Origin of the sequence: uncultured Roseibium sp. (assembly GCF_947496995.1) — a bacterium.
Taxonomy (GTDB): domain Bacteria; phylum Pseudomonadota; class Alphaproteobacteria; order Rhizobiales; family Stappiaceae; genus Roseibium.
Window position 1 is genome coordinate 343,838 of the sequence record NZ_CANMFD010000004.1, and the last position, 22,490, is coordinate 366,327.

At 61.4% G+C, this 22,490-nt stretch carries 19 protein-coding genes; 13 read left to right on the plus strand and 6 right to left on the minus strand.

The window, feature by feature from the left end:
* Positions 1-129: 129 nt before the first annotated feature.
* The gene (locus tag Q1B40_RS17595; protein ID WP_299817181.1) at positions 130-717 is read right to left on the minus strand and encodes a VOC family protein; all 588 of its coding nucleotides are present in this window, start codon (positions 715-717) and stop codon (positions 130-132) included.
* A 207-nt stretch (positions 718-924) separates the two neighbouring features.
* Here Q1B40_RS17595 and Q1B40_RS17600 point away from each other — a divergent pair, with 207 nt between their 5' ends.
* On the plus strand, positions 925-1,920 hold the full coding sequence (locus tag Q1B40_RS17600; protein WP_299817184.1) for a DMT family transporter: 996 nt from the start codon (positions 925-927) through the stop codon (positions 1,918-1,920).
* Between the two features lie 294 nt (positions 1,921-2,214).
* On the opposite strand, the gene Q1B40_RS17605 is transcribed toward Q1B40_RS17600, so the two are convergent.
* From Q1B40_RS17605 to ade, 3 genes are all read right to left on the minus strand, one after another.
* Positions 2,215-3,885: a long-chain fatty acid--CoA ligase gene (locus tag Q1B40_RS17605; RefSeq protein WP_299817186.1), complete on the minus strand. Its 1,671-nt coding sequence runs from the start codon at positions 3,883-3,885 to the stop codon at positions 2,215-2,217.
* A 383-nt stretch (positions 3,886-4,268) separates the two neighbouring features.
* Positions 4,269-5,426: an AAA family ATPase gene (locus Q1B40_RS17610; protein ID WP_299817188.1), complete on the minus strand. Its 1,158-nt coding sequence runs from the start codon at positions 5,424-5,426 to the stop codon at positions 4,269-4,271.
* Positions 5,427-5,457: 31 nt separating this feature from the next.
* Positions 5,458-7,179, minus strand: coding sequence for an adenine deaminase (ade, locus tag Q1B40_RS17615; protein WP_299817190.1), 1,722 nt, complete (start codon positions 7,177-7,179; stop codon positions 5,458-5,460).
* A gap of 374 nt (positions 7,180-7,553) precedes the next feature.
* Here ade and Q1B40_RS17620 point away from each other — a divergent pair, with 374 nt between their 5' ends.
* From Q1B40_RS17620 to eda, 8 genes are all read left to right on the plus strand, one after another.
* Positions 7,554-8,876 (plus strand): ROK family transcriptional regulator, encoded by a 1,323-nt coding sequence (locus tag Q1B40_RS17620; protein ID WP_299817192.1) that lies wholly within the window; start codon positions 7,554-7,556, stop codon positions 8,874-8,876.
* A gap of 24 nt (positions 8,877-8,900) precedes the next feature.
* Complete coding sequence (locus tag Q1B40_RS17625; protein ID WP_299817194.1) at positions 8,901-9,917, plus strand: sugar ABC transporter substrate-binding protein; 1,017 nt, start codon at positions 8,901-8,903, stop codon at positions 9,915-9,917.
* A 77-nt stretch (positions 9,918-9,994) separates the two neighbouring features.
* Positions 9,995-11,077 (plus strand): ABC transporter permease, encoded by a 1,083-nt coding sequence (locus tag Q1B40_RS17630; protein ID WP_299817196.1) that lies wholly within the window; start codon positions 9,995-9,997, stop codon positions 11,075-11,077.
* Positions 11,053-11,850, plus strand: coding sequence for an ATP-binding cassette domain-containing protein (locus Q1B40_RS17635; protein WP_299817198.1), 798 nt, complete (start codon positions 11,053-11,055; stop codon positions 11,848-11,850). Before Q1B40_RS17630 ends, Q1B40_RS17635 begins: the two co-directional genes overlap by 25 nt.
* 239 nt (positions 11,851-12,089) lie before the next feature.
* On the plus strand, positions 12,090-13,037 hold the full coding sequence (locus tag Q1B40_RS17640; protein WP_299817200.1) for a carbohydrate kinase: 948 nt from the start codon (positions 12,090-12,092) through the stop codon (positions 13,035-13,037).
* Positions 13,038-13,134: 97 nt separating this feature from the next.
* Complete coding sequence (gene zwf / locus Q1B40_RS17645; protein WP_299817202.1) at positions 13,135-14,610, plus strand: glucose-6-phosphate dehydrogenase; 1,476 nt, start codon at positions 13,135-13,137, stop codon at positions 14,608-14,610.
* Between the two features lie 138 nt (positions 14,611-14,748).
* Entirely contained in the window at positions 14,749-16,569 is a 1,821-nt protein-coding gene (gene edd, locus Q1B40_RS17650) for a phosphogluconate dehydratase (protein ID WP_299817204.1), read from the plus strand.
* A 29-nt stretch (positions 16,570-16,598) separates the two neighbouring features.
* On the plus strand, positions 16,599-17,237 hold the full coding sequence (eda, locus tag Q1B40_RS17655) for a bifunctional 4-hydroxy-2-oxoglutarate aldolase/2-dehydro-3-deoxy-phosphogluconate aldolase (RefSeq protein WP_299817206.1): 639 nt from the start codon (positions 16,599-16,601) through the stop codon (positions 17,235-17,237).
* A gap of 63 nt (positions 17,238-17,300) precedes the next feature.
* On the opposite strand, the gene Q1B40_RS17660 is transcribed toward eda, so the two are convergent.
* A complete protein-coding gene (locus tag Q1B40_RS17660) occupies positions 17,301-17,876 on the minus strand; it encodes a PilZ domain-containing protein (RefSeq protein ID WP_299817208.1) in 576 nt (191 codons plus the stop codon).
* A 302-nt stretch (positions 17,877-18,178) separates the two neighbouring features.
* Between Q1B40_RS17660 and pgi the strand changes: the two genes are divergently transcribed.
* The 4 genes from pgi to Q1B40_RS17680 all read left to right on the plus strand — a co-directional run bounded on the left by pgi (position 18,179) and on the right by Q1B40_RS17680 (position 21,000).
* The gene (pgi, locus tag Q1B40_RS17665; RefSeq protein ID WP_299817210.1) at positions 18,179-19,801 is read left to right on the plus strand and encodes a glucose-6-phosphate isomerase; all 1,623 of its coding nucleotides are present in this window, start codon (positions 18,179-18,181) and stop codon (positions 19,799-19,801) included.
* Between the two features lie 234 nt (positions 19,802-20,035).
* Positions 20,036-20,305 (plus strand): glycine zipper domain-containing protein, encoded by a 270-nt coding sequence (locus Q1B40_RS17670; protein ID WP_299817212.1) that lies wholly within the window; start codon positions 20,036-20,038, stop codon positions 20,303-20,305.
* Between the two features lie 53 nt (positions 20,306-20,358).
* Positions 20,359-20,628 carry a lipoprotein gene (locus Q1B40_RS17675; protein WP_299817214.1) on the plus strand — a complete coding sequence of 90 codons (270 nt, stop codon included), beginning with the start codon at positions 20,359-20,361 and terminating at the stop codon, positions 20,626-20,628.
* Between the two features lie 99 nt (positions 20,629-20,727).
* Positions 20,728-21,000 carry a hypothetical protein gene (locus Q1B40_RS17680; RefSeq protein WP_103224672.1) on the plus strand — a complete coding sequence of 91 codons (273 nt, stop codon included), beginning with the start codon at positions 20,728-20,730 and terminating at the stop codon, positions 20,998-21,000.
* A gap of 239 nt (positions 21,001-21,239) precedes the next feature.
* Here Q1B40_RS17680 and ald read toward each other — a convergent pair whose 3' ends face one another.
* Positions 21,240-22,379 (minus strand): alanine dehydrogenase, encoded by a 1,140-nt coding sequence (gene ald / locus Q1B40_RS17685; protein WP_299817218.1) that lies wholly within the window; start codon positions 22,377-22,379, stop codon positions 21,240-21,242.
* Positions 22,380-22,490 lie beyond the last annotated feature (111 nt).

Genomic DNA, 22,490 nt, shown 5'->3' on the forward strand with positions numbered 1-22,490 from the left:
CGCAAGCGCAATAAGGTTGCGGTTCGTCTCCGTTCATTCCACAAAGCCGAACCACCCGGACGTTCCATGCCTCCCCGCCTTGCGATCGACAGCGATAAAAAGAGCGTACGGCCCGGCTGCAAATCAGCCCTAGCGGGAATAGGGATTTTTCGCCAGCCTGTCGTCAGACAGGCTGCGACGGGTCTCCCGGGTCAGGTTCTCGATGGCATCCGCCAGGTGGACTTCCTGAATATTGTAGTCGCCGCGCGCCACCCTCAGCTTGTGGGCTTCCAGCATGACTTCGCCCATGAGCACGCCTGCGGGCGGGACGAACCGGTAGCTGGCAAGCTCGATCAGGAAACCAAGAGGGTCGCGGAAATAAAGCGAATCCATGAAACCGCGGTCGACGGGTCCGCTGTGGTCGATCCCGCGCGCGTCAAGCCGCTCCGCGATCTGCCGGAAGGTTGCCTGGGAAACATCGAGCGCAAGATGATGGACGCAGCCGGTTGCCTGGGGCGCAGGACTGGCATCCGGTGTGCGGTCTTCGCTGGTAAAGATGGTGATCAGCCGGCCGTCGCCCGGATCGAAATAGAGATGGCTCTGCTCTGCATCGTCCAGATTTGGTTGTTCGAACACGAAAGGCATGCCCAGAAGCCCCTCCCAGAAATCGATGGATGTCTGCCGATCGGCGCCGACCAGGGTGATATGGTGAATACCCTGGGTCTGGATCTTGCGCATTCCGGTCCTCCCTCCGCTGACTGCGTCATTGGATATTTAGGGTCATCTCCGGCGGAAAGGCAAACGTCCGCCCCCTCTTCCCTTCTTCTGGAAATTCGCTAAGTTTGGTCCAATCACCTCCAACTGCCCGACCTGACTGACACTGTTTGCGATGCTCATTTCGCATCGCCCTTTCCAAAAGACTTCCGGGCCAGGACCAACATGGATATGCACCAGAAAGATCCGGAGCCGTCTCAGGCTGCCGGCGTTTCCGGCCCTCAGAAGGGCAATCGCCTTGCCAGGAAGTTCGCCGAAAAGACCGGACATCTGCCGTCCAACACCGTCGGCGCCATCTGGATCCTGCTGGCGGCGTTCCTGTTTTCAATCATGGTCACGCTGATCAAGTTTGTCGGTCAGGACCTCAGCGTCTTTCAGATCCTCCTCGTCCGGCAGGCGATCATGCTGGTGATCGTCGCACCGCAAATCCTCAGCGGTCTGCCCACCTCCCTGGCAACGCAACGGCCGGGTCTCCAGATTACCCGTATCGTTTTCGCGACAGCGGCCATGCTGTTCGGATTCACGGCCATCATCGAATTGCCGCTGGCCGATGCGACCGCGATCAGTTTCTCCAAGACCTTCTTCCTGACCATCTTCGCCATCTGGCTGCTTGGCGAAAAGGTCGGTGTACACCGCTGGGGCGCGACGATCGTGGGGTTCCTCGGGGTTGTGCTGATGCTGCGTCCCGACGGTGAAGGTCTGATCGATCCTTTTGCCCTGCTCGCCATCGCTGGCGCGGCCTGCGCCGGCATGGTGATGATCGTGGTGCGCATACTGACCCGGACCGACGCACCGGTCACCATCCTGACTTACCAGGCCTTCGGTGTCGGTCTGATCATGCTGGTCCCCGCAGCCCTCACCTGGCAGATGCCAACCCTGGTGGAATGGGGACTGCTGCTCCTGATCGGCATCGTGTCCTGGGCCGCCCAGATGGCCAACATTCAGGCGTTCAAGGCGGGAGAGGCCACCGCCATCGCCTCCCTCGATTACACCCGGCTTCTCTATGCGACGATCTTCGGTGCACTGGTCTTCAGCCAGTGGCCGCGGCTCGAAACGCTGATCGGAGCCGCCGTCATTATAGCCGCGTCAATCTACACCGTGCGCCGGGAAGCCAAACGCGGCCGCGAACTCGCCCGCGCCGCCGACGGGCGCGGGTACAACAACTGAAGAATTTCTTCGCTCAGAGTGGAAGGCAACAGGTTTGAAAAGCCGCCCCGGCCTTGAGCCGGGGCCTCGGCCGCCAAGTTTGGCAGATCCCGGATCAAGTCCGGGGTGGCGCAATCAACAGCCATGCAGAGAGGCCAGACTGCTGACAAACCCTCAATTCGTCATCCCGGACGCAGCGTAGCGAAGATCCGGGATGACGGCAGTAAAGCTATGACTTTGCCGGCAGTCTGAGTCGTACATACCGCCTGACATTCATTTCAAAACGGTCAGTCCTGAAGGGTTTGTGACCCGCGCTCAGGCCGCTCCGGCGTCGACGCCCGCACGTTTTCTCGCTTCTTCCTCAACCAGCTCCTTCTTCGACAATTTGCCGACCATGGTCTTCGGCAGCTCGTCACGGAACTCGAATTCCCGTGGCATCTCGATGGTCGACAGATGGTCCTTCAGAAAGGTCTTGATCTCGACGGCCGTGGCGGAACAGCCTTCCTTCAGCTTGATGAAGGCCTTGGGCGACTGGCCGCGGTATTCGTCCGGAATGGCGATGACGATCACCTCGTCGACGGCCTCATGCAGATAGATCGCTTCTTCGATGACACGCGGATAAACATTGTAGCCGGAGCACAGGATCAGGTCCTTGATCCGGTCGACCAGATAGATAAACCCGTCGTCGTCCTGGTATCCGACATCGCCGGTATGCAGGTAACCGTCTGCGGTGATGCAGTCCGCGGTCGCGTCCTGGCGCTTCCAGTAGCCCTTCATGACCTGTGGCCCGTGAAGCAGCAACTCGCCCTTTTCGCCCTTGCCGACTTCGGTCTTGCGATCCTCGATGCTGACAAAGCGCGCGCTGGTTCCCGGAACCAGCCGGCCGATGGAGCCCGCACGGCTGTTTCGGTCGAGCGGATTGACCGCGGCCACGGGAGAGGTTTCCGTCAGGCCATAGCCTTCCGCGAGGATGCAGCCGGTGAGTTTTTCGAAACTCTCCTTCACCTCCACGGGAAGCGGTGCGCCTCCCGAAAGGCACAGGTTGATGCTGGAAAGATCGTAATTCGCGGTCATGGGTGAATTGTTGATCGCGGTGTAGATGGTCGGTACACCGGGAAACAGCGTCACCTTCTTGCGCTTGATCGCTTCCAGCAGCGCCTTCAACTCGAAGCGCGGCTGCAGGACCATTTCAGCGCCCAGGATGACCGACAGGTTTTGTCCCACGGTCATGGCGAACACGTGGAAGAACGGCAGCACGCATAGCATCCGCTCATTGCCCGGCTGTGCCTTTTCAAACACGCAGCGCATCTGTTCGATATTTGCCGAAAGGTTCGCATGGCTCAGCATCGCTCCCTTGGGAACGCCCGTGGTGCCGCCGGTATATTGCAGCACCGCGATGGCTTCGTTCGGGTCGATGTCCACCGGTGTTGGATGCGCGCCTCTGGTCTGCAGATCGGCGAAGCGGATATGCGCGTCATCCTCGGGGATGCTGGCCAATTCCTTGCGCTTGAACAGGCTGAACAGCACTTTCTTGACAGTCGGAAGACAGAAGCTCATCGGGCAAACGATGATCTTGTCGAGCCCCCGTTCGGCGCGGACCTGCTCGACCTTGTCATAGATCACCTTCAGATCCATCGTCACCATGATGCGCACATCCGCATCGCGTGCCTGGAAGGCGATTTCACGCTCGACATACAGCGGATTGAAATTGGCGACCGTGCCGCCGATTTTCAGGATCGCGAAATAGAAGATGGTGTAAAACGGCGTGTTCGGCAGGCACAGGCCGACATGAACACCCGGCCCCACCCCCATGGCCTGCAGCCCCGCCGCCGTGCGATCCACCAGCGCGCCGAGTTCGGAATAGGTCCAACCCTTGCCCATGAAGTCGGCGGCGGGCCGCGAACCGTATGTCGCGACGGTGTGTTCCAGATATTCGTGTATTGGACGGGGCCTGAAGGCCGCGGTCCACTCCTCCGCAGTCGTCATTACGTTCTCCAAAACGTCTTTGTCGCGTTACCGCGCGGTTCGGCTGCAATCCTGAATTTTCCGGAAGATCGAGGATCCCCGGGAAAATTCGTCCTCCGTCGCACCCGAGCACTGGCAAAGCGCACCTCTTTGGGCCGCAAACCCGTAAACGAACAGGAAACAGGTGCGTGGCCCAAGGTCCTTCTGACATGACGCAACCTTCCGTTCACGTCAACTCGCGACGTAACGAAACCTCGTCGTTTTTTTGCGCCCGCCGATCGTCGGCAAGAGAGAATTTTCCAATTCAGAATTAAGATGCACCTTCAAAATCAGCTACTTATCATTCCTCGCGGAATTGTTTACGCTGTCGCCATCAACCTGCAGTCGATTGATCGCATAACCTCTCAGCGTTTCGGCCAGTTCCAGCGTGGCAGCTCCAATCCGTCCACAACGGTTTCTCCCAGTTCCTTGCGCAAGTCGTAGCGGACGCAGCCAGGGTGCGGCGCCAGACAGGAGACCAGTTCGTCCGCATGGGAGACCACCAGCACCTGGGTTGATTCGGCCGCCCTGGCGATCAGCCGGGCAAGCGGTTCCAGCAGTGCAGGATGCAGGCTGGTTTCAGGCTCGTTGAGCACGACGAGCGGTGCGGGCCGCGGCGACAGCAAGGCCGCGGTGAGCAGAAGATAGCGCAGCGTACCGTCCGAGAGTTCGCTGGAGCGAAGTGGCCGCAGCAGGCCCTTCTGCCGCATCAGCAACTCGAAATAGCCGTCGTTGACCGTGATTTCGACGTTGGCCCCTGGAAACGCATCGTCGATCGCCTCGGCAAAAGCGGTATGATCGCCGATCTCCAGAATCGTCTGAACGGCCGCCGCCAGGTCACCCCCGTCGGCGCCGAGAACCGGTGTCCGCGTGCCGATCTTCGGAAATCTGGCGGGCGCCTCCCGGTCGGTCCGAAGGTGATCGTAAAACCTCCAGGCGCGCATGCGCTCGCGCATCACCAGCAGTTCCAGTCCGTCTTTCGGATCCGCCGCGTGGGTCATCATGCTGTCGAAGCGGGCCAGGTTCTGCAATACCGGCATTCTCTGACCCCGGTCGTTCAGCACGCGTACGGACGGACCGTTACGGCCGGCGATCTCGTTCGACCGCGACAATGCCTCGCCTGCCCACAGCGCCTCTACCTTGATTTCCGGGTCCATGGAAAACATCGAGAGGCCCGAATCGGCCGGAAGCCCGAGATCGATGGCATAGCCGTAGTCCTCGTCGGCAAATCCAAGCTTCAGGCTGACAACACCCTTGCGGAGGGTTCCCTGAACCGGCTGCTCACCCTGTTTCATCGCTCTGGAGAACGCTTCCGGACCGGCCCAAAGGGTCGAGTTCAGCCCACCTTCCGCCGCAAGCGAGGCAATCGCACGACCCTGGGCCACATCGGCCAACAGGCGGATCGACCTGTAAAGGCTCGATTTTCCACTGCCGTTGGCCCCGGTCACAAGCGTCACCCGGTCCAGCGGCAGCACAAGATCGCGCAGGGACCGGTAGCCGGAAACGGCAAGGGTCAAGATCAAGGTGGACGCCCCCCTATTCCAGTTTACCGGCTCACGATCCCTGGTCGATCAGTTCGAACTTGTTGACATCGAACATGCCGAAATCGGTAATTTTAAGATGCGGAATAACCGGCAGCGGCAGGAAGGCGACCTGAAGGAAAGGCTCCGCAAGTGTGCAGCCGAGCTCCCTGGCCGCCGCACGCAGCTCTTCCAGATCAGACTTCACCGTCTCGAAGGGTTCCAGGCTCATCAGGCCGGCGAGTTGCAGGGCAAGTTCCGCCTTGACCCCGTCGCTATCGGCCACCGCGAAACCGCCTTTCATGGCAATCACCCGGTTGACCGCATGCGCCATGGCCTCCTCGTCCGCCCCAACGACGCAGATGTTGTGGCTGTCATGACCGACGGACGAGGCGATCGCTCCGCGCTTCATGCCGAACCCGTTGACGAAACCAAGACCGATGTTGCCGGTTCCCTTGTGGCGCTCGACCACGGCCACCTTCAGGACGTCCTGGTCGAGATCGGCCAGCGTCTTTCCGCCCGTGACCGGCAAGGTTTTCTTCAGATGCTCGGTGATGATCCTGCCCGGAACGACACCGATGACGTCCGCTTCGCTGTTGCGGGCGGGAACGTCGAATTGCTGCGCGGTCACCGGAGCGACCTTGACGCTGTCCAGTCCAACCGGGGACACGATGGAGCGCCTGGAAAACACTTCGTCAGTCACCAGAACACCGCCGCAGATAACCTGAGCCACCCGGCAATCCTCGAAATCGTCGAGTAACGCGATGTCGGCGCGCTTGCCGGGCGAAACGGATCCGCGATCCTTCAGCCCGAACGCATTTGCCGCCGACCAGCTTGCCGCCCGGTAAACGTCGAGCGGTCTGATCCCCTTGGCGATCAAGCGTCGGACCATGCTGTCCAGATGACCTTCTTCGGCAATGTCCAGCGGGTTGCGGTCATCCGTGCACAAGGCCACGAAGGCAGAGACATCCGGCGTCAGGATCGGGGCAAGGGCCTCCAGATCCTTGGAGACCGAGCCCTCGCGCATCAGGATGGTCATGCCTTTGGCAAGTTTTTCGAGCGCCTCTTCCGCCGATGTGGCTTCATGGTCGGTGCGGATGCCGGCGGCCAGATAGCCATTGAGACCCAGCCCCGAGAGCAGCGGCGCGTGGCCGTCGATATGTCCGTCCTGAAACGCGGCGAGCTTGGCAAGCACCTTGGGATCGCGCGCCAGCACGCCGGGAAAGTTCATGAATTCCGCAAGGCCGATGACACTGGGGTGGTCCCGGAACGGCAGCAGATCCTCGATTTCCAGACAGGCGCCGGCGGTTTCGAACGCAGTCGCCGGAACGCAGGACGACAGGTTGACCTTCAGGTCCATCACCGTCTCGAGCGAGCTGTCGAGGAAATAGCGGATGCCCTCCGAACCGAGCACATTGGCGATCTCGTGCGGATCGCAGATTGCCGTGGTCACGCCGTGCGGCAGCACGCAGCGGTCGAATTCGAACGGTGTGACGAGAGACGATTCGACATGAAGATGCGTGTCGATGAAGCCTGGAACCGCCGTCAGCCCCTTGCCGTCCAGGGTGACTTCGCCGGAGTACTGTCCATGCGTGCCGACGATCCGGTCTCCCACGACCGCGATATCGGTCTCAACCGTGCTGCCGTCGATCACACTGAAAAGACGGACGTCCTTGATCACCAGATCGGCGTCGATCTCGCCCGAACCGGCGGCAATCGCACGCGCCAGAAACGCTTCATCATGTTTCACCGGCATAAATGTTCTCTCCGATTCCAGTTGTGTTTCTGACAATACGGAACTTGCGCCCGCTATCAACGCTTTCGCGTACGATCTGTCCCCAGAACTTCACCGGGACTTTGCCTGCGCCGGCCTGAGGCGGATTTTGGAACGTGCTTAACATTTTCTTGCAACCAGGCCGCCGGACATCTTACCTTACGGTAGAAAACCTGGAATGAAGTGTGAGAAATTGACAATTAAAGTCAGCAGCTTACCGCATAGCAACATATTTTACTCGCAGCGCAAAAGCGAATTCGAATTGACAGAAAGGCCATGCGGGCAAATAATTAAACCACAATAAATTATTATCGAGCCGTCACGAAAGACGGACGCACGCTGGAGGAGCGACAACGGTGGATGGAACCCGCAAAAGCGGTCGCGGTTCGAATTCCGCGCAGTTGCGGCGCTACAATGAGCGCATCGTCCTTCAGATTCTGCGGCGTGCCGGCGAAGCCTCCAAAGCCGAGCTTGCCCGGGCGGTCCAGCTCACCAATGCCGCAATCGGCGCCATCATCCAGGACCTGATCGAGGAAGGCCTGATCGTCGAGGCGGGCAAGCGCCATGACGGCAGCAGAGGGCAGCCGGCGACCATCTTGCGGCTCGCCGCATCGGGCGCGTTTTCCTTCGGTGTCCGCCTGGACCGGACCAACATGGAAACGGTCCTTATGGATTTCTCCGGCCAAATCATCGACCGGCGGCTTCATGACATGATCCTGCCCGCCCCCCGGCAGGCGCTGGAAATCCTTCTGGAAGACCTCGACAGTCTGATGGGTCACCTGAACGAAAAGGACAAGCTGCGCATCACCGGCATCGGACTGGCGCAGCCATTCAATCTCGGTGCCTGGCTGCACGAACTTGGCCTGCCGGAAGCGGACTTCAGGAAGTGGGAAGACTTCGACCTTGCAGCAGCGCTTCAGGAAGCCACAGGCTTTGCCGTCTTCAAGGAGAACGATGGCACCGCAGCCGCAGTGGCCGAACTCTTCTATGGCCTTGGAAGGCAGAAGGATGATTTCCTCTACTTCTTCCTGGGCCCTGCCGTTGGTGGAGGCCTGATACTGAAGGGCGACGTAGTCCGGGGCAAGACAGGCAATGCCGCCGATGTGGCGATGATACCCGTCCCCCCCAGCAGCCTGCCGTCCGCCCCGCCTTCGAGGCAAACCTGGGATCTTCTGCTTTCCCGTGCGTCTCTGGTGTCTCTGGCCCGTCATCTGGACCCGAACAATTTTCCGAACATGAGTCGCAAGGATCTGCACGAGGCCTTTGCACGCAGTGAGGCCAGGTTCGAGGAATGGATGGAAGACTGCGTCGCCGCGCTCGCGCTGGCCATGCGCTCCGCCTTCTCGCTGCTCGACATGCCGCTGGTGGTCATCGACGGAGATCTGGAGGAGCCCTTCCGCGAAAGGTTCCGCCAGGCGCTGAAGATTGCCGTTGAGGCGACCGCCCCGGAGAAGCGCAAGTCACCAGATATCCATGTCGGCAGCTTCGGACATGACGCTGGCGCCATGGGAGCGGCCAGCCTGCCGCAGTTTTTCAACTTCTCCCCGCGGGCGGCAATCCTGACGGGCGGGAAAGACACCGGCCCCGCCGGAGCCGGACACACAGAAGATCGTGCCGGTTTTCCGGCGCGGGCAGCACGGTTGGGATCACATCTGGCCACACCCGACCGTTCCGACTGACAAGGGCCAGGGAGGAAAAACGAAATGATCCGCACATTACTCGCGACGGGTTCGATCCTTGCCGTCATGGCCACCGCTCCGGCGGTCGCCGCAGATATTACCGCATGCCTGATCACCAAAACCGACACCAATCCGTTCTTCGTGAAAATGAAGGAAGGCGCGACCGCCAAGGCCGAGGAGCTGGGCATCGAGCTGAAGTCCTTTGCAGGCAAGGTCGACGGCGATCATGAGACCCAGGTGGCCGCTATCGAAACCTGCATCGCCGACGGCGCCAAGGGTATCCTGCTCACCGCGTCCGACACATCTTCCATCGTGCCGGCCGTTCAGCAGGCCCGCGACAACGGCATTCTGGTGATCGCACTTGACACTCCGCTGAGCCCGATCGACGCGGCAGACGCCACCTTCGCGACCGACAACTTCAAGGCCGGCGAGCTGATCGGACAATGGGCAGCAGCCAGCCTTGGCGACAAGGCCGCCGACGCCAAAATTGCCATGCTCGACCTGGGCATCAGCCAGCCGACCGTCGGTGTGCTCCGCGACCAGGGTTTCCTGCAGGGCTTCGGCATCGAGCTCGGCGACCCGAACAAATGGGGTGACGAAACCGACCCGCGCATCGTCGGCAACGATGTGACCCAGGGCAACGAGGAAGGTGGCCGCCGTGCCATGGAGAACCTTCTTGCCAAGGATCAGTCGATCAATGTCGTCTACACCATCAACGAGCCTGCCGCTGCGGGTGCCTACGAAGCGCTCAAGTCAATCGGACGTGAAAATGACGTTCTGATCGTCTCGGTCGACGGCGGTTGCCCTGGCGTCCAGAACGTCAAGGACGGCGTGATCGGTGCAACCTCGCAGCAGTATCCCCTGCTGATGGCCTCCCTGGGCATTGAAGCCATCAAGACCTGGGCCGACAGTGGCGCGAAACCTGAAACGACTCCCGGCAAGGACTTCTTCGACACCGGGGTCGCCCTGGTGACCGACAAGCCGGTGGACGGTGTTGAATCCATCGACACCGCGAAGGGCACGGAGCTGTGCTGGGGCTAAGCGCGGCTTGAAACAATACCGGAAGGGACGTGGGCAACCCCGCCCCTTCCGGGTCGGCTTGTGGGAGGGTTAAAAGCATGAACTCAGACACGAAAACAAGGGGCGGCCCCGCGGATTTCGAAACCGCGGCAGCTTCCGGTCCCAACGTCGTGGCGGAATTCGACGATCACAATCACGGAATAGGCTACAGAATCCAGCACACGCTGCACCAGACACCGTCGCTGGTGCCCCTTGTAGTCCTGATCCTGTCCATCGCGGTATTCGGCCTTCTGCTCGGGTCGAAATTCTTTTCCCCTTTCGCACTCACCCTGATCCTGCAGCAGGTGCAGATCGTCGGCATCGTCGCCGCCGCGCAGAGCGTGGTCATCCTGACGGCCGGGATTGACCTGTCCGTCGGCGCGATCATGGTGCTGTCCTCGGTGGTCATGGGCCAGTTCACGTTCCGCTATGGCCTGCCGGTCGAGGTCTCCATCGCCTGCGGCCTTCTCTGCGGCACGCTGTGCGGATACATCAACGGGTTCCTGGTCGCCGTCGTCAAACTGCCGCCCTTCATCGTCACGCTTGGCATGTGGCAGATCGTTCTGGCGGCGAATTTCCTCTATTCGGCCAATGAAACCATCCGCTCGCAGGACATTTCCAGCAGCGCTCCCCTGCTGCAGTTCTTCGGCAACAAGGTGAATGTCGGCGGAGCGGTCTTCACCTATGGCGTCATCTTCATGGTGCTTCTGGTGCTGGTGCTTGCCTACGCCTTGCGCCAGACCGCCTGGGGCCGGCATGTCTATGCGGTGGGAGACGATCCGGAAGCCGCGAAGCTGTCGGGCGTGCAGGTCAAGAAGACCCTGATTTCCGTCTACATGCTCTCCGGACTCATCTGCGCCTTCGCCGGCTGGGCGATGATCGGGCGTATCGGTTCCGTGTCGCCGACCAGCGGCCAGCTCGCCAATATCGAATCCATCACTGCCGTGGTGATCGGCGGCATCTCACTTTTCGGTGGCCGGGGGTCCGTTCTGGGAACCCTGTTCGGCGCGCTGATCGTCGGAGTATTCACCCTCGGTCTGCGTCTGCTCGGCGCCGACGCACAATGGACCTACCTGCTTATCGGCTTGCTGATTATCGCAGCGGTCGCGGTCGACCAATGGATCAGAAAGGTATCGGTGTGATGGAACCTGTTCTGCAAGCGCGCAATCTGGTCAAGCGCTACGGCCGCGTCGTGGCCATGGACCATGCCGACCTGGAACTCTATCCAGGTGAAATCCTCGCCGTGATCGGCGACAACGGCGCAGGAAAATCGACACTCATCAAGGCGCTCAGCGGCGCCGTGCAACCCGACAGCGGCGAAATCCTACTGGACGGCAAGCCGGTGCATTTCACCTCGCCCATCGACGCGCGTAACTCAGGCATCGAGACCGTCTACCAGACCCTGGCCATGTCCCCGGCCCTGTCGATCACGGACAACATGTTCATGGGCCGGGAAATCCGCAAGCCCGGGTTCCGCGGCAAGTGGCTACGGCAGCTCGACCGCAGCAAGATGGAGGAAATCGCCCGCGACAAGCTCAACGAGCTCGGGCTGTTGACCATTCAGAACATCAACCAGGCGGTGGAGACCCTGTCCGGGGGCCAGCGCCAGGGGGTCGCCGTGGCCCGCGCCGCCACCTTCGGTTCCAAGGTTGTGATCATGGACGAGCCGACGGCCGCGCTCGGCGTGAAGGAAAGCCGCCGGGTGCTGGAGCTGATCAATGACGTGCGATCCAGGGGCCTGCCGATCGTGCTGATCAGCCACAACATGCCGCATGTGTTCGAGGTCGCGGACCGCATTCACATTCACCGGCTTGGCCGGCGCGCCTGCGTCATCAGACCGGCCGATTTTTCCATGTCCGACGCCGTGGCCATCATGACCGGTGCAATGGACCCGCCGGAGAGCAAGGCGGCATGACCGAGTGCCTATTTATCCCGCAGCTCCGGCCATTGCCTTTTGAATAGGCTGGCAATAAACAGCAGATCAGCCTGTTTTCAGCGGGCAGCGCCGGAAGTTGCAGAATTGATCGGTCTTGCGATGACTGAAGGTCATGTCCCCGGTCACCAGGGCGCGGAATGCTCCGGATGCGGGAAACGCTTCCGGGGGCTCGCCCGGCCGGGCCCTTTCGAACAACCGACGAACTGTATGGACAATTGATGTTTCTGATATGCGGCGAAGCCCTGTTCGATCTCTTCGGCGACAGCCCCACCGGTGACGGTCTGACCTTCGATGCCCGGATCGGCGGTTCGCCGTTCAATGTTGCAACGGGACTTGCCCGGCTGGGCGAGGACGCTGCCTTTTTCGGCGGCATCTCGAAAGATGCCTTCGGCGAAAGGCTGATCCAGAAGCTCCGCGACGAAGGCGTCTCTGACCGGCATATTCTCCGAACCGATTACCTGACGACCCTGAGCGTGGTCCAGAAAGACGATCACGGCCATCCCGCCTATACGTTCTATGGCGTCGACGCGGCGGACCGGATGGTAACGGCAGACGATCTGCCCGTATTCGCCGAACCGCCGATGTTCCTGCACATCGGTTCCTATACCGCCCTTGTGGAACCGGTCGCCACGGCGTTCAAGACGTTGATAGAACGCGAGAAGGGCAACACGCTGGTCTCGTTCGATCCCAACATCCGCCCGACCGTCGTGCCGGACATGACGCAATGGCGCAGCAATACCGAAGCCCTGGTCCCCCTCACCGACATCATCAAGGTCAGCGATGAGGATCTGGCCCAGATCGCGCCGGGCGACGATCCGGGCGAGATTGCCCGCAATTGGTTGTCCCTCGGCGCCGGCCTCGTTGTCGTCACCAGAGGTCAGAACGGCGCAACCGCCTTCATGCGCAACACCGAGATCAGTTGTCCGGGTGTCACGGTGAAGGTTGAAGATACGGTCGGCGCCGGCGACACGTTCCAGGCCGCGCTTCTGGCCGGCCTGAAGGAGCTCGGCGTGACGGATCGCGGCACGCTCCTGGCCCTTGAAGAAGCGAAACTCTCCCGGCTTGTGGGATTTGCAGTGAAGGCCGCTGCCGTGACCTGTTCACGGCGCGGAGCCGACCTTCCCACACGGGCAGAACTGGAAAAAGAATGGGCCACCTTGAAATGAGGGGCTGACAGGGAAATTAAACCGATTTAGAACCCGGATCGAATCCGGGCGCACCCTAGGTCCGTTGAAAAGACTGCTGCTCAGAAGGGATGTATTTATGGCGGTACGCGTCATCGAAGTTGAAGAATTCGATCTGGTCGTATTCGGAGCATCCGGAGACCTTGCCCACCGCAAGCTGCTGCCGGCCCTTTACCACAGGGATGCCGACGGCCAGGTACCGGAAAATGCCCGTATCATCTGCAGCGCGCGCCGCGATTATTCGGACGAAGACTACCGGAAATATGCCAGGGAAGCCCTGGAGGAGCACGTCAAGGATCTGGACGACGAGCACCTGGCGCTGTTTCTGAACCGTCTCCACTACGTGAAAATCGACGTGGCGTCCGGCGAAGGCTTTGACGACCTGAAGACGATTCTGGACGAGCGGCCGAAGGTCGTGCGGGCGTTCTATCTGGCCGTCGGCCCGGATCTTTTCGGCACGATCTGCGAAAATCTCGGCAAGGCCGGCGCGGTGAACGAGCATTCCCGTGTCGTGATCGAAAAGCCGATCGGCAAGGACGGCGCTTCCGCAAAGGCCCTGAACGAAACGGTCGGGGCTGTCTTCAAGGAAGAACAGATCTTCCGTATCGACCACTATCTGGGCAAGGAAACCGTCCAGAACCTCATGGCCCTGCGTTTTGCCAACGCCCTGTTCGAGCCGCTCTGGAATGCCGCCCATATCGATCACGTCCAGATCACCGTGGCTGAATCCCTCGGCGTTGGCGGCCGGGCCGGGTATTACGACACGGCGGGTGCGCTGCGCGACATGGTGCAGAACCATATCCTGCAGCTTCTCTGCCTCGTTGCGATGGAACCACCAGAATCCATGAACGCCGACAGCGTCCGCGACGAGAAGTTGAAAGTGCTCAAGGCGCTTGCTCCGATCGACGAACACAACGCCGACAAGCTGACCGTTCGCGGCCAGTACAGGGCCGGAGCTTCCGCCGGAGGCGCCGTTCCCGGTTATCTGGACGAGCTCGGCAATGAAGAGAGCCGCACGGAGACATTCGTCGCCCTGAAGGCCGAGATCGCCAACTGGCGTTGGGCCGGCGTGCCGTTCTACCTGCGTACGGGCAAGCGCCTGGCGCAGAGGGTTTCGGAAATCGTCGTTCAGTTCCAGCCGATCCCGCACTCCATCTTCGATGCGGAAGCCGGTGTCATCACCGCGAACCGCCTGATCATCCGCCTGCAGCCGGACGAAGGCGTGCAGATGCAGATCATGATCAAGGACCCCGGCCCCGGCGGCATGCGCCTGCGCCAGGTTCCCCTCGACATGAGCTTCGCCGACGCCTTCAAGGTGCGTAACCCGGATGCTTACGAGCGCCTGATCATGGATGTCATCCGTGGCAACCAGACGCTCTTCATGCGCCGCGACGAAGTGGATGCGGCATGGGCGTGGATTGACCCGATCCAGACGGCCTGGGCCTCCTCGAAGGATCTGCCGAAGGGCTATACGTCCGGCACCTGGGGTCCCTCGGCCTCCATCGCGCTGGTGGAGCGGGACGGCCGCACCTGGACCGAAGACGACGGCAAATAGGAGAAGGCTGCAGGGACACCGCCTCCCTTCGCCCTATATCTCCTAATTCGACCAGCAAGCTGCAAAGGGGCACGCGTGTCCCATTTGCCCGAGCAGGCGCAGCCAGACCGGTTTCCGGTTAGCAAAGGAATTGAAGCCATGACCATCCAGGACCGCATCGGCGACGTCACCGAACGGATCGTCAAACGCAGCCACGACAGCCGCTCCATCTATCTGGAGCGGATCGGCAAGGCGGCCGAACAGGGCCCGCAGCGCTCCCGCCTTTCCTGCGGCAACCTCGCCCACGGCTTTGCCGCCTGCGGGATTTCCGACAAGCAGGCGCTTGCCGGGGATGTCGTTCCCAACCTCGGCATCATCACCTCCTATAACGACATGCTGTCGGCGCACCAACCCTACGAAACCTATCCGCAACTGATCCGGCAGGCGGCCCATGAAGTCGGCGCGGTGGCGCAGGTCGCAGGCGGCGTTCCGGCGATGTGCGATGGCGTCACCCAGGGACAGGCCGGCATGGAGCTGTCGCTGTTTTCACGGGACGTGATCGCCATGGCGGCGGCCGTCGGTCTGTCGCACCAGATGTTCGATGCGGCTGTCTTCCTGGGCATCTGCGACAAGATCGTCCCAGGCCTGGCGATTGCCGCCCTGTCCTTCGGCCACCTGCCGGCGGTGTTCGTTCCCGCCGGTCCGATGACGACCGGCATTTCGAACGACGACAAGTCCAAGGTTCGCCAGCTCTATGCGGAAGGCAAGGTCGGCCGCGACGCGCTTCTGGAAAGCGAGTCGAAGGCTTACCATTCCCCCGGCACCTGCACCTTCTACGGCACCGCGAATTCCAACCAGATGCTGATGGAGATCATGGGCCTGCACATGCCGGGCGCCTCCTTCGTCAATCCGGGCACGCCCTTGCGCGAGGCGCTAACCAAAGAGGCCGCCAAGCGCGCCCTCGCCATCTCGGCCCTCGGCAACGAATACACCCCGGCGGGCGAGATCATCGATGAAAAGGCCATCGTCAACGGCGTTGTCGGCCTGCACGCCACGGGCGGCTCCACCAACCACACGATGCATCTGGTCGCGATTGCCGCAACCGCCGGTATCCGCCTGACCTGGGACGACATCTCGGAACTCTCCGACGTGGTGCCGCTGCTTGCCCGCGTTTATCCGAACGGCAAGGCCGATGTGAACCATTTCCAGGCCGCAGGCGGACTTGCTTTCCTCATCCGCGAACTCCTCGGCGAAGGATATCTGCATCAGGACGTGAAGACCGTCCACGGCACGGATCTGTCCGGCTATACCGTGGAGGCCAAGCTCGATGCGAACGGCAATGTGATGCGCGAAGAAGTCCCGGCAGTGTCCGGCGACGAGACGGTGCTCGCTCCATTCTCCAAGGCCTTTCAGCCGACGGGCGGCCTGAAGATGCTGTCCGGCAACATGGGCAAGGCCGTCATCAAGATCTCGGCTGTCGCCAAGGAGCGCCATATCGTCGAAGCGCCCGCCCGCGTCTTTCACGATCAGAACGACTTCCTGACGGCTTTCAACAACAAGGAACTCACCGGCGACGTCGCCGCTGTGGTCCGCTTCCAGGGCCCCAAGGCCTGCGGCATGCCCGAACTGCACAAGCTCACCCCCTGCCTCGGCATCCTGCAGGACCGCGGCCACAAGGTTGCCCTGATCACCGACGGACGCATGTCCGGCGCGTCGGGCAAGGTGCCTGCGGCCATCCATGTAACACCGGAAGCTGCCGACGGCGGCCCGATCGCGAAGATCCGCGACGGCGACATGATCCGGGTCGATGCAATCAGCGGCGAATTGACGGTTCTGGTCGATGAAGCTGAATTCAACGCCCGCCCGCTTGCCGAGGCTGACCTGAGCCAGCACCAGTTCGGCGTCGGCCGCGATCTTTTCGCGGCTTTCCGCAGAAATGTCGGCACCGCCGACACCGGCGCACACGTCTTCGGCAGCTGAGCGAAACCCCAACGAACCAGGAGGCTGACTTGGCCCAGGACAAAGCGAAAATCGAACAAGTGATGTGTGCGGCACCGGTCATTCCGGTTCTGATCGTCGAAGATCCGAAAAAAGCCGTTCCGATGGCACGGGCCCTGGTCCGTGGCGGCCTGCCGGCCATTGAAATCACCCTGCGCACCCCTCACGCCCTGGAAGCGATAGACGCGGTCAACGAACATGTGGAAGGCGCCATTGTCGGCGCGGGCACCGTTCTGGACGCAAGACAATATGATGCGGCCGTGTCCGCCGGTGCGCGTTTCGTCGTTTCTCCGGGCGCGACGGAAGCGCTGCTCGATGCGGCGGACCAGCACAGCGTTCCGCTCCTGCCCGGCGCGGCGACGGCCTCCGAAGTCATGTTCCTGCTGGAGCGCGGCTATGAGCGGCTGAAGTTCTTCCCGGCGGAACAGGCCGGCGGCGCCTCCTACCTGAAGTCCCTCTCCTCTCCTCTCGCGGCGGCGAAATTCTGCCCGACCGGCGGTGTCAGCCTGGACAAGGCTCCGGATTATCTGAAGTTGCCGAACGTGCTGTGTGTCGGCGGCTCGTGGATTGCCGATGCCAAGGCCATCGCCGCTGAAGATTGGGCGGGCATCGAGGAGCGTGCGCGCGCGGCGGCCGGCCTCAAGGGCTGAGTAGACCTCTCGCGGTCAGGCGATGAATGCGGGTTGATCCGGAGAGCGGACCAGGCGCCTCGTTCAGGCGTCCTGGGCTTCCTCGTCGCTGCTGAATTCCTGCAAGGTCCGGTCCCACAAAAGGCGCAGGCCGGCGGTGCTCGCCGTCCGCCAGGCGAATTCGGCAACGACCGGTCTTTCCATTTTCCCGATGCTCAGGACCACCTCTTCGGGAAGCGCGGCAAGTCCCTGGGCGGAAATCCGGCAGCCGTTTTTACCGGCATCGACGATAAGGCCGCTGATCTCGGTGATCCCTTCAAGATCGGCGACCTTGACCGGGATATTGACGTTGTTGCGCTTTTCGCGGCGCTTGTCGGTGACGATCTTTTCGGTTTTCGGGAAAAGGACGGCCGCGTCGTTCCCCCTTATCGACGTCACCTGGGCCTTCACGAGCTTGCCCGTATCCCCGGCCCGAATGCCGATATTCTTGTAGAGCTCGCTGATGTCCACGGACGTCAGGCGGCATCCCCATTCGCTGACATTGGAAACCACGGCATTGATGACGGCCAGATTGTCGAAATCGACGACCAGGGCCTCTTCTTCCGCATCCGGCTTGTCCTGGAGGTGGGTAAGGCCGTGTTTATTGTTGTCCGCGCTCATGCGAAAACTCTACTGTGAGCTGCTTGCAATTTACTTAATGAGCTTTGGCTTTTCTGCGTTTTTCCGCCCGTAGAAATGCATATCCGTAATTTTAACAGGTCAAAGAACTTTTCCGGGCGGCTTTGTTCGTTTCTGACTTAAGGGAACTGTACCGAGATCACTTGCCATGAGCGTTGACCGCAAACCGCGCGGCCCTCTGCCGGAATTTCTTCTCCCCCTTGAGAAATTGCTGTGCTATCTCATGCGCGGTGTCCGCAACGACGCCGGTCCAGGTGAATTCAATCGATTTGAGGGATTTTTTCATGGCGTTGGAAGCAGCTTTTGTCTCACTCGGCCAGCAGGCTGAAAAGCTGAAAGACACCACGCTCCGGGAGCTGTTTGCCGCCGATCCCAAACGGTTCGAGACGTTCAGCGGCCGCTTCGACGATCTCCTTCTCGACTACTCCAAGTCCAGGATCGACGCCAGGGCGTTCGAATTGCTGATCGGCCTCGCCAAAGCGGCTGATGTGGAAGGCAGACGTGCGGCGATGTTCGCGGGCGACACCATCAACGGTACGGAAAAGCGCGCGGTGCTGCACACCGCCCTGCGCAACCGGTCTGGCGATCCGGTGCTGGTCGACGGCAAGGACGTGATGCCGGATGTTGTCGCGGTGCTGGATGCCATGGCGGATTTTTCCGAAGCTGTCCGGTCCGGCGAACTGACCTCATCAACGGGAGACGCGTTCACCGATGTCGTCAACATCGGCATCGGCGGGTCCGATCTCGGCCCGGCCATGACGACGCTGGCGCTGGCTCCCTATCACGACGGGCCCGAATTGCATTACGTGTCCAACGTGGACGGAGCGCATATCGCCGATACGCTGGAAAAGCTCGACCCGGCAACCACGCTGATCATCGTCGCCTCCAAGACCTTCACCACCATCGAAACCATGACCAACGCGCAGACCGCGCGTAAATGGATCGCCGGCGCCCTGGGCGAGGACGCGGTGGGCGATCACTTCGCGGCCGTCTCGACGGCGCTCGACAAGGTGGCAGCCTTCGGCATCGACGAAAGCCGCGTTTTCGGTTTCTGGGACTGGGTCGGCGGACGCTATTCCGTCTGGTCCGCCATCGGCCTGCCGCTGATGATCGCCGTCGGGCCCGACGCCTTCTCCGAGTTCCTGGAAGGCGCAAACGCGCTCGACACGCACTTCAGGCAGGCACCGCTCGAGCAGAACCTCCCGGTTCTGATGGCCCTGATCGGCGTCTGGAACCGCGATGTTCTCGGCTTTTCGGCACGCGCAATCCTGCCCTACGATCAGCGCCTCGCCCGCCTGCCCGCCTATTTGCAGCAGCTCGACATGGAGTCCAACGGCAAGCGGGTGAAGCTTGACGGCAGCCCGGTGAGCCAGGAAACAGGCCCGCTGGTATGGGGTGAACCCGGCACGAACGGCCAGCACGCCTTCTATCAGCTCCTCCATCAGGGCACGACCGTCATCCCGTGCGAGTTTCTCATCGCCGCCAACGGCCATGAAGACGATCTGAAACACCACCACGACCTGCTGGTCGCCAACTGCCTCGCCCAGTCCGAAGCCCTGATGCTGGGCCGGACGCTGGAGGAAGCCAGGGACCTTCTCCTGGCCTCGGGAATGCCGGACAGTGAGGCCGAGCGCCTTGCGCCCCACAAGGTCTTTCCGGGCAACCGGCCGTCCATGACCCTGGTCTACGACATGCTCACGCCCTACGCGCTCGGCCGCCTTGTCGCGCTATACGAGCACCGCGTCTTCGTGGAAGGCGTCATCTGGGAGATCAACTCCTTCGACCAGTGGGGTGTTGAACTCGGCAAGGAACTGGCCACCGCGCTGCTGCCGATGGTCAAGGGAGAAGAACCGGCGGATGCAAAGGATTCCTCCACCAGGGGCCTGCTGGCAGCACTCAAAAGTTGAGCGTTAGGAACCTTTTAAGAAACCACACGTTATAGAGCGTGAAAGTCCGCCTTATTTCTGCCCCACGTAGCCTATCTGGTTCACAACGTTGAAGAACTCTGATCGGAATACTTTTTCACCGCTGGCCGGATACGGCAATGAGCCGTTGCCCGGAAAAGCAAAGCAGCTTACCCTCGGTGATACGAATTCGGAAGAACGCACCGTGATACGCGGTCCGGAAGGGAGAATGATTCTATGAAGAAGCTTGTTCTGCTCGCAGCCGTCGGCCTTGCGCTCGCCGGGTGCCAATCCGACAGCCAGCGCGACCGCGCCCTCGTCGGCGGTGGTCTTGGTGCCGCGACCGGTGCTGCAATCGGTGCTGCTGCAACGGGCGACGTTGGTGGCGCACTTGTCGGTGCCGCAATCGGTGGAGCCGGCGGAGCGATCGTCGGTGGCGCCACAACGCCGAAAAACTGCGTCGCCTACGACCAGTACGGCAATCCCTATCGTGTTGCTTGCCCGTAAGTGAACTCGGGTACGCGTTTTATATTGGTAACTTGACCGCCAGGAAGACTGTGATGAAGAAAATACTTATGATTGCCGCTGCAGCGGCCTTGCTGGCAGGTTGCCAATCCCAGAGCCAGACAGACCGTGCGCTTGTAGGCGGCGGTCTGGGTGCCGCAACGGGCGCCATCATCGGCGCTGCGGCCGGCGGCGGCGTCGGCCCTGCCCTGGTCGGAGCTGCAATCGGCGGCGCGGGTGGCGCCATCGTCGGCGGCGCCACGGCACCGAAAAACTGCGTAGCCTATGACCGCAACGGCAATCCCTTCAGGGTCGCCTGCCCGTAACCGGCACGCCGTATCCTTGGATAACCGGGTCCCGGTAAGGATCTGTTAACCATAAGTGGCCACCTTTGGCGGACGCCTATCTTCGCCAAAGGATTCCGGATGAAATCCATCCTTGCCGCCACGGCGCTCGTGCTCTTGCTGAGCGGATGCGTCAACACCGAAAGCCAGAGGGACCGGATGCTGATCGGCGCCGGTCTTGGAGCCGCGACGGGTGCCACCATCGGCGCCGTCGCCGGATCGACCGTGAACGCCTCACTGGCGGGCGCGGCTCTCGGTGCCATCGGCGGCGGCCTCATCGGCGTGGTCACCACGCCACGCAACTGCATCGCTCAGGACGAATACGGCACGCCCTACAAGGTCCGTTGCCCCTGATCGCCGGCAGCTTCCCAAAAGAGACCGGTTCAGCGAACCGCCCCTTCTGACTGCAGACAAATCTTCAGCGCATCATCAACTCTGTTGAGCGAAGATGGAGGCTGAACGCCTCTCACACGGGCGTCATTCCGGATCTGCGTTCGACTTGCGTCTTACTTGTCCGGAAAGACGCCCTGAGGGTTTGTCAGCCGCTTGAAGGGCCGGCTCAGCGAACCGGCCCTTTTCAGTTTGAACCGTGATCAAGCCGCCCGGGTGGACTTTTCACGGGCAAGCGCCGTTTCCGGAGCCAGGTAGTCGTAACCGAGTGCGGAGGCAACGGCTTCGCAGGTCACCTGCCCCTGATGCACGTTGAGGCCCGGCAGGAAATGCGGGTCGTCAAGCAGCGCCTTCTTCGCGCCCTTGTCGGCAAGCGCCAGAGCGAAGGGCAGCGTCGCGTTGTTCAGCGCGTGTGTGGATGTCTTCGGCACGGCGCCCGGCATGTTGGCAACGCAATAGTGCACGACCCCGTCGACGATATAGGTCGGATCGGAATGGGTCGTTGCCCTGGACGTTTCAAAGCAGCCGCCCTGATCGATGGCCACATCCACCAGCACGGAACCCGGTTTCATACGGCGCACCAGATCGGCGGAAACCAGCTTCGGCGCGGCAGCCCCGGCGACAAGCACGGCGCCGATCACAAGGTCTGCTTCCAGCACCTGGGCTTCCAGAGCCGCCTTGGTGGAATAGATGGTCGTCAGGGCCGGGCCGAAGATCTGCGCCAGATTGCCCAGAACGGCGGTGTTGCGGTCAAGTACCCTGACATCCGCGCCCAGGCCGATGGCCATGGTGATGGCATGCGAGCCGACGACACCACCGCCGATCACCACCACCTTCGCCGGCTCCACGCCCGGAACGCCGCCGATCAGGATGCCCGAGCCGCCATGCGCCTTTTCCAGCGCTGTCGCCCCTGCGGTCACCGACAGACGGCCCGCGACCTGTGACATGGGCACCAGCAGCGGCAAGCCGCCGCGCGCATCCACCACCGTCTCATAAGCAATGCAGGTGGCACCCGATTTCACCAGATCGGCGGTCTGGGCCGCATCCGGCGCCAGGTGCAGGTAGGTGAACAGAATATGGTCGGGACGCAGCATGGCGCGTTCGCCGGCCTGGGGCTCCTTCACCTTGACGATCATCTGCGCCGCGTCGAAAACATCCCGTGAATTTGGCAGGATCTTTGCGCCGGCCGCCTCGTAATCCGCATCGCTTGCTCCGATACCGGCGCCGGCATTGGTCTCCACGACCACCTCATGCCCGTGAGCGACCATCTCATGAACACTGTCAGGCGTCAGACCGACCCGGTATTCATGGTTCTTGATTTCCTTCGGCACACCAATGCGCATAGTCCCGTCTCCACTGGAAGAATTATTATGCCCAAAAGTGTACGCCTCAAGACGCCGCATGTGCTTGCGTAATCGCCGGAAATAAAGGCACATTCTGCAATTTTCTTGCGT

Coding starts and splice junctions, on each gene's coding strand:
- pgi (WP_299817210.1), top strand. CDS start 18,179: ATGGCGTTGGAAGCAGCTTTTGTCTCACTCGGCCAGCAGGCTGAAAAG.
- Q1B40_RS17680 (WP_103224672.1), top strand. CDS start 20,728: ATGAAATCCATCCTTGCCGCCACGGCGCTCGTGCTCTTGCTGAGCGGA.
- Q1B40_RS17635 (WP_299817198.1), top strand. CDS start 11,053: ATGGATCAGAAAGGTATCGGTGTGATGGAACCTGTTCTGCAAGCGCGC.
- Q1B40_RS17625 (WP_299817194.1), top strand. CDS start 8,901: ATGATCCGCACATTACTCGCGACGGGTTCGATCCTTGCCGTCATGGCC.
- Q1B40_RS17595 (WP_299817181.1), bottom strand. CDS start 717: ATGCGCAAGATCCAGACCCAGGGTATTCACCATATCACCCTGGTCGGC.
- Q1B40_RS17660 (WP_299817208.1), bottom strand. CDS start 17,876: ATGAGCGCGGACAACAATAAACACGGCCTTACCCACCTCCAGGACAAG.
- Q1B40_RS17675 (WP_299817214.1), top strand. CDS start 20,359: ATGAAGAAAATACTTATGATTGCCGCTGCAGCGGCCTTGCTGGCAGGT.
- ald (WP_299817218.1), bottom strand. CDS start 22,379: ATGCGCATTGGTGTGCCGAAGGAAATCAAGAACCATGAATACCGGGTC.
- Q1B40_RS17630 (WP_299817196.1), top strand. CDS start 9,995: ATGAACTCAGACACGAAAACAAGGGGCGGCCCCGCGGATTTCGAAACC.
- edd (WP_299817204.1), top strand. CDS start 14,749: ATGACCATCCAGGACCGCATCGGCGACGTCACCGAACGGATCGTCAAA.
- zwf (WP_299817202.1), top strand. CDS start 13,135: ATGGCGGTACGCGTCATCGAAGTTGAAGAATTCGATCTGGTCGTATTC.
- Q1B40_RS17600 (WP_299817184.1), top strand. CDS start 925: ATGCACCAGAAAGATCCGGAGCCGTCTCAGGCTGCCGGCGTTTCCGGC.
- Q1B40_RS17670 (WP_299817212.1), top strand. CDS start 20,036: ATGAAGAAGCTTGTTCTGCTCGCAGCCGTCGGCCTTGCGCTCGCCGGG.
- Q1B40_RS17640 (WP_299817200.1), top strand. CDS start 12,090: ATGTTTCTGATATGCGGCGAAGCCCTGTTCGATCTCTTCGGCGACAGC.
- ade (WP_299817190.1), bottom strand. CDS start 7,179: ATGCCGGTGAAACATGATGAAGCGTTTCTGGCGCGTGCGATTGCCGCC.
- Q1B40_RS17605 (WP_299817186.1), bottom strand. CDS start 3,885: ATGACGACTGCGGAGGAGTGGACCGCGGCCTTCAGGCCCCGTCCAATA.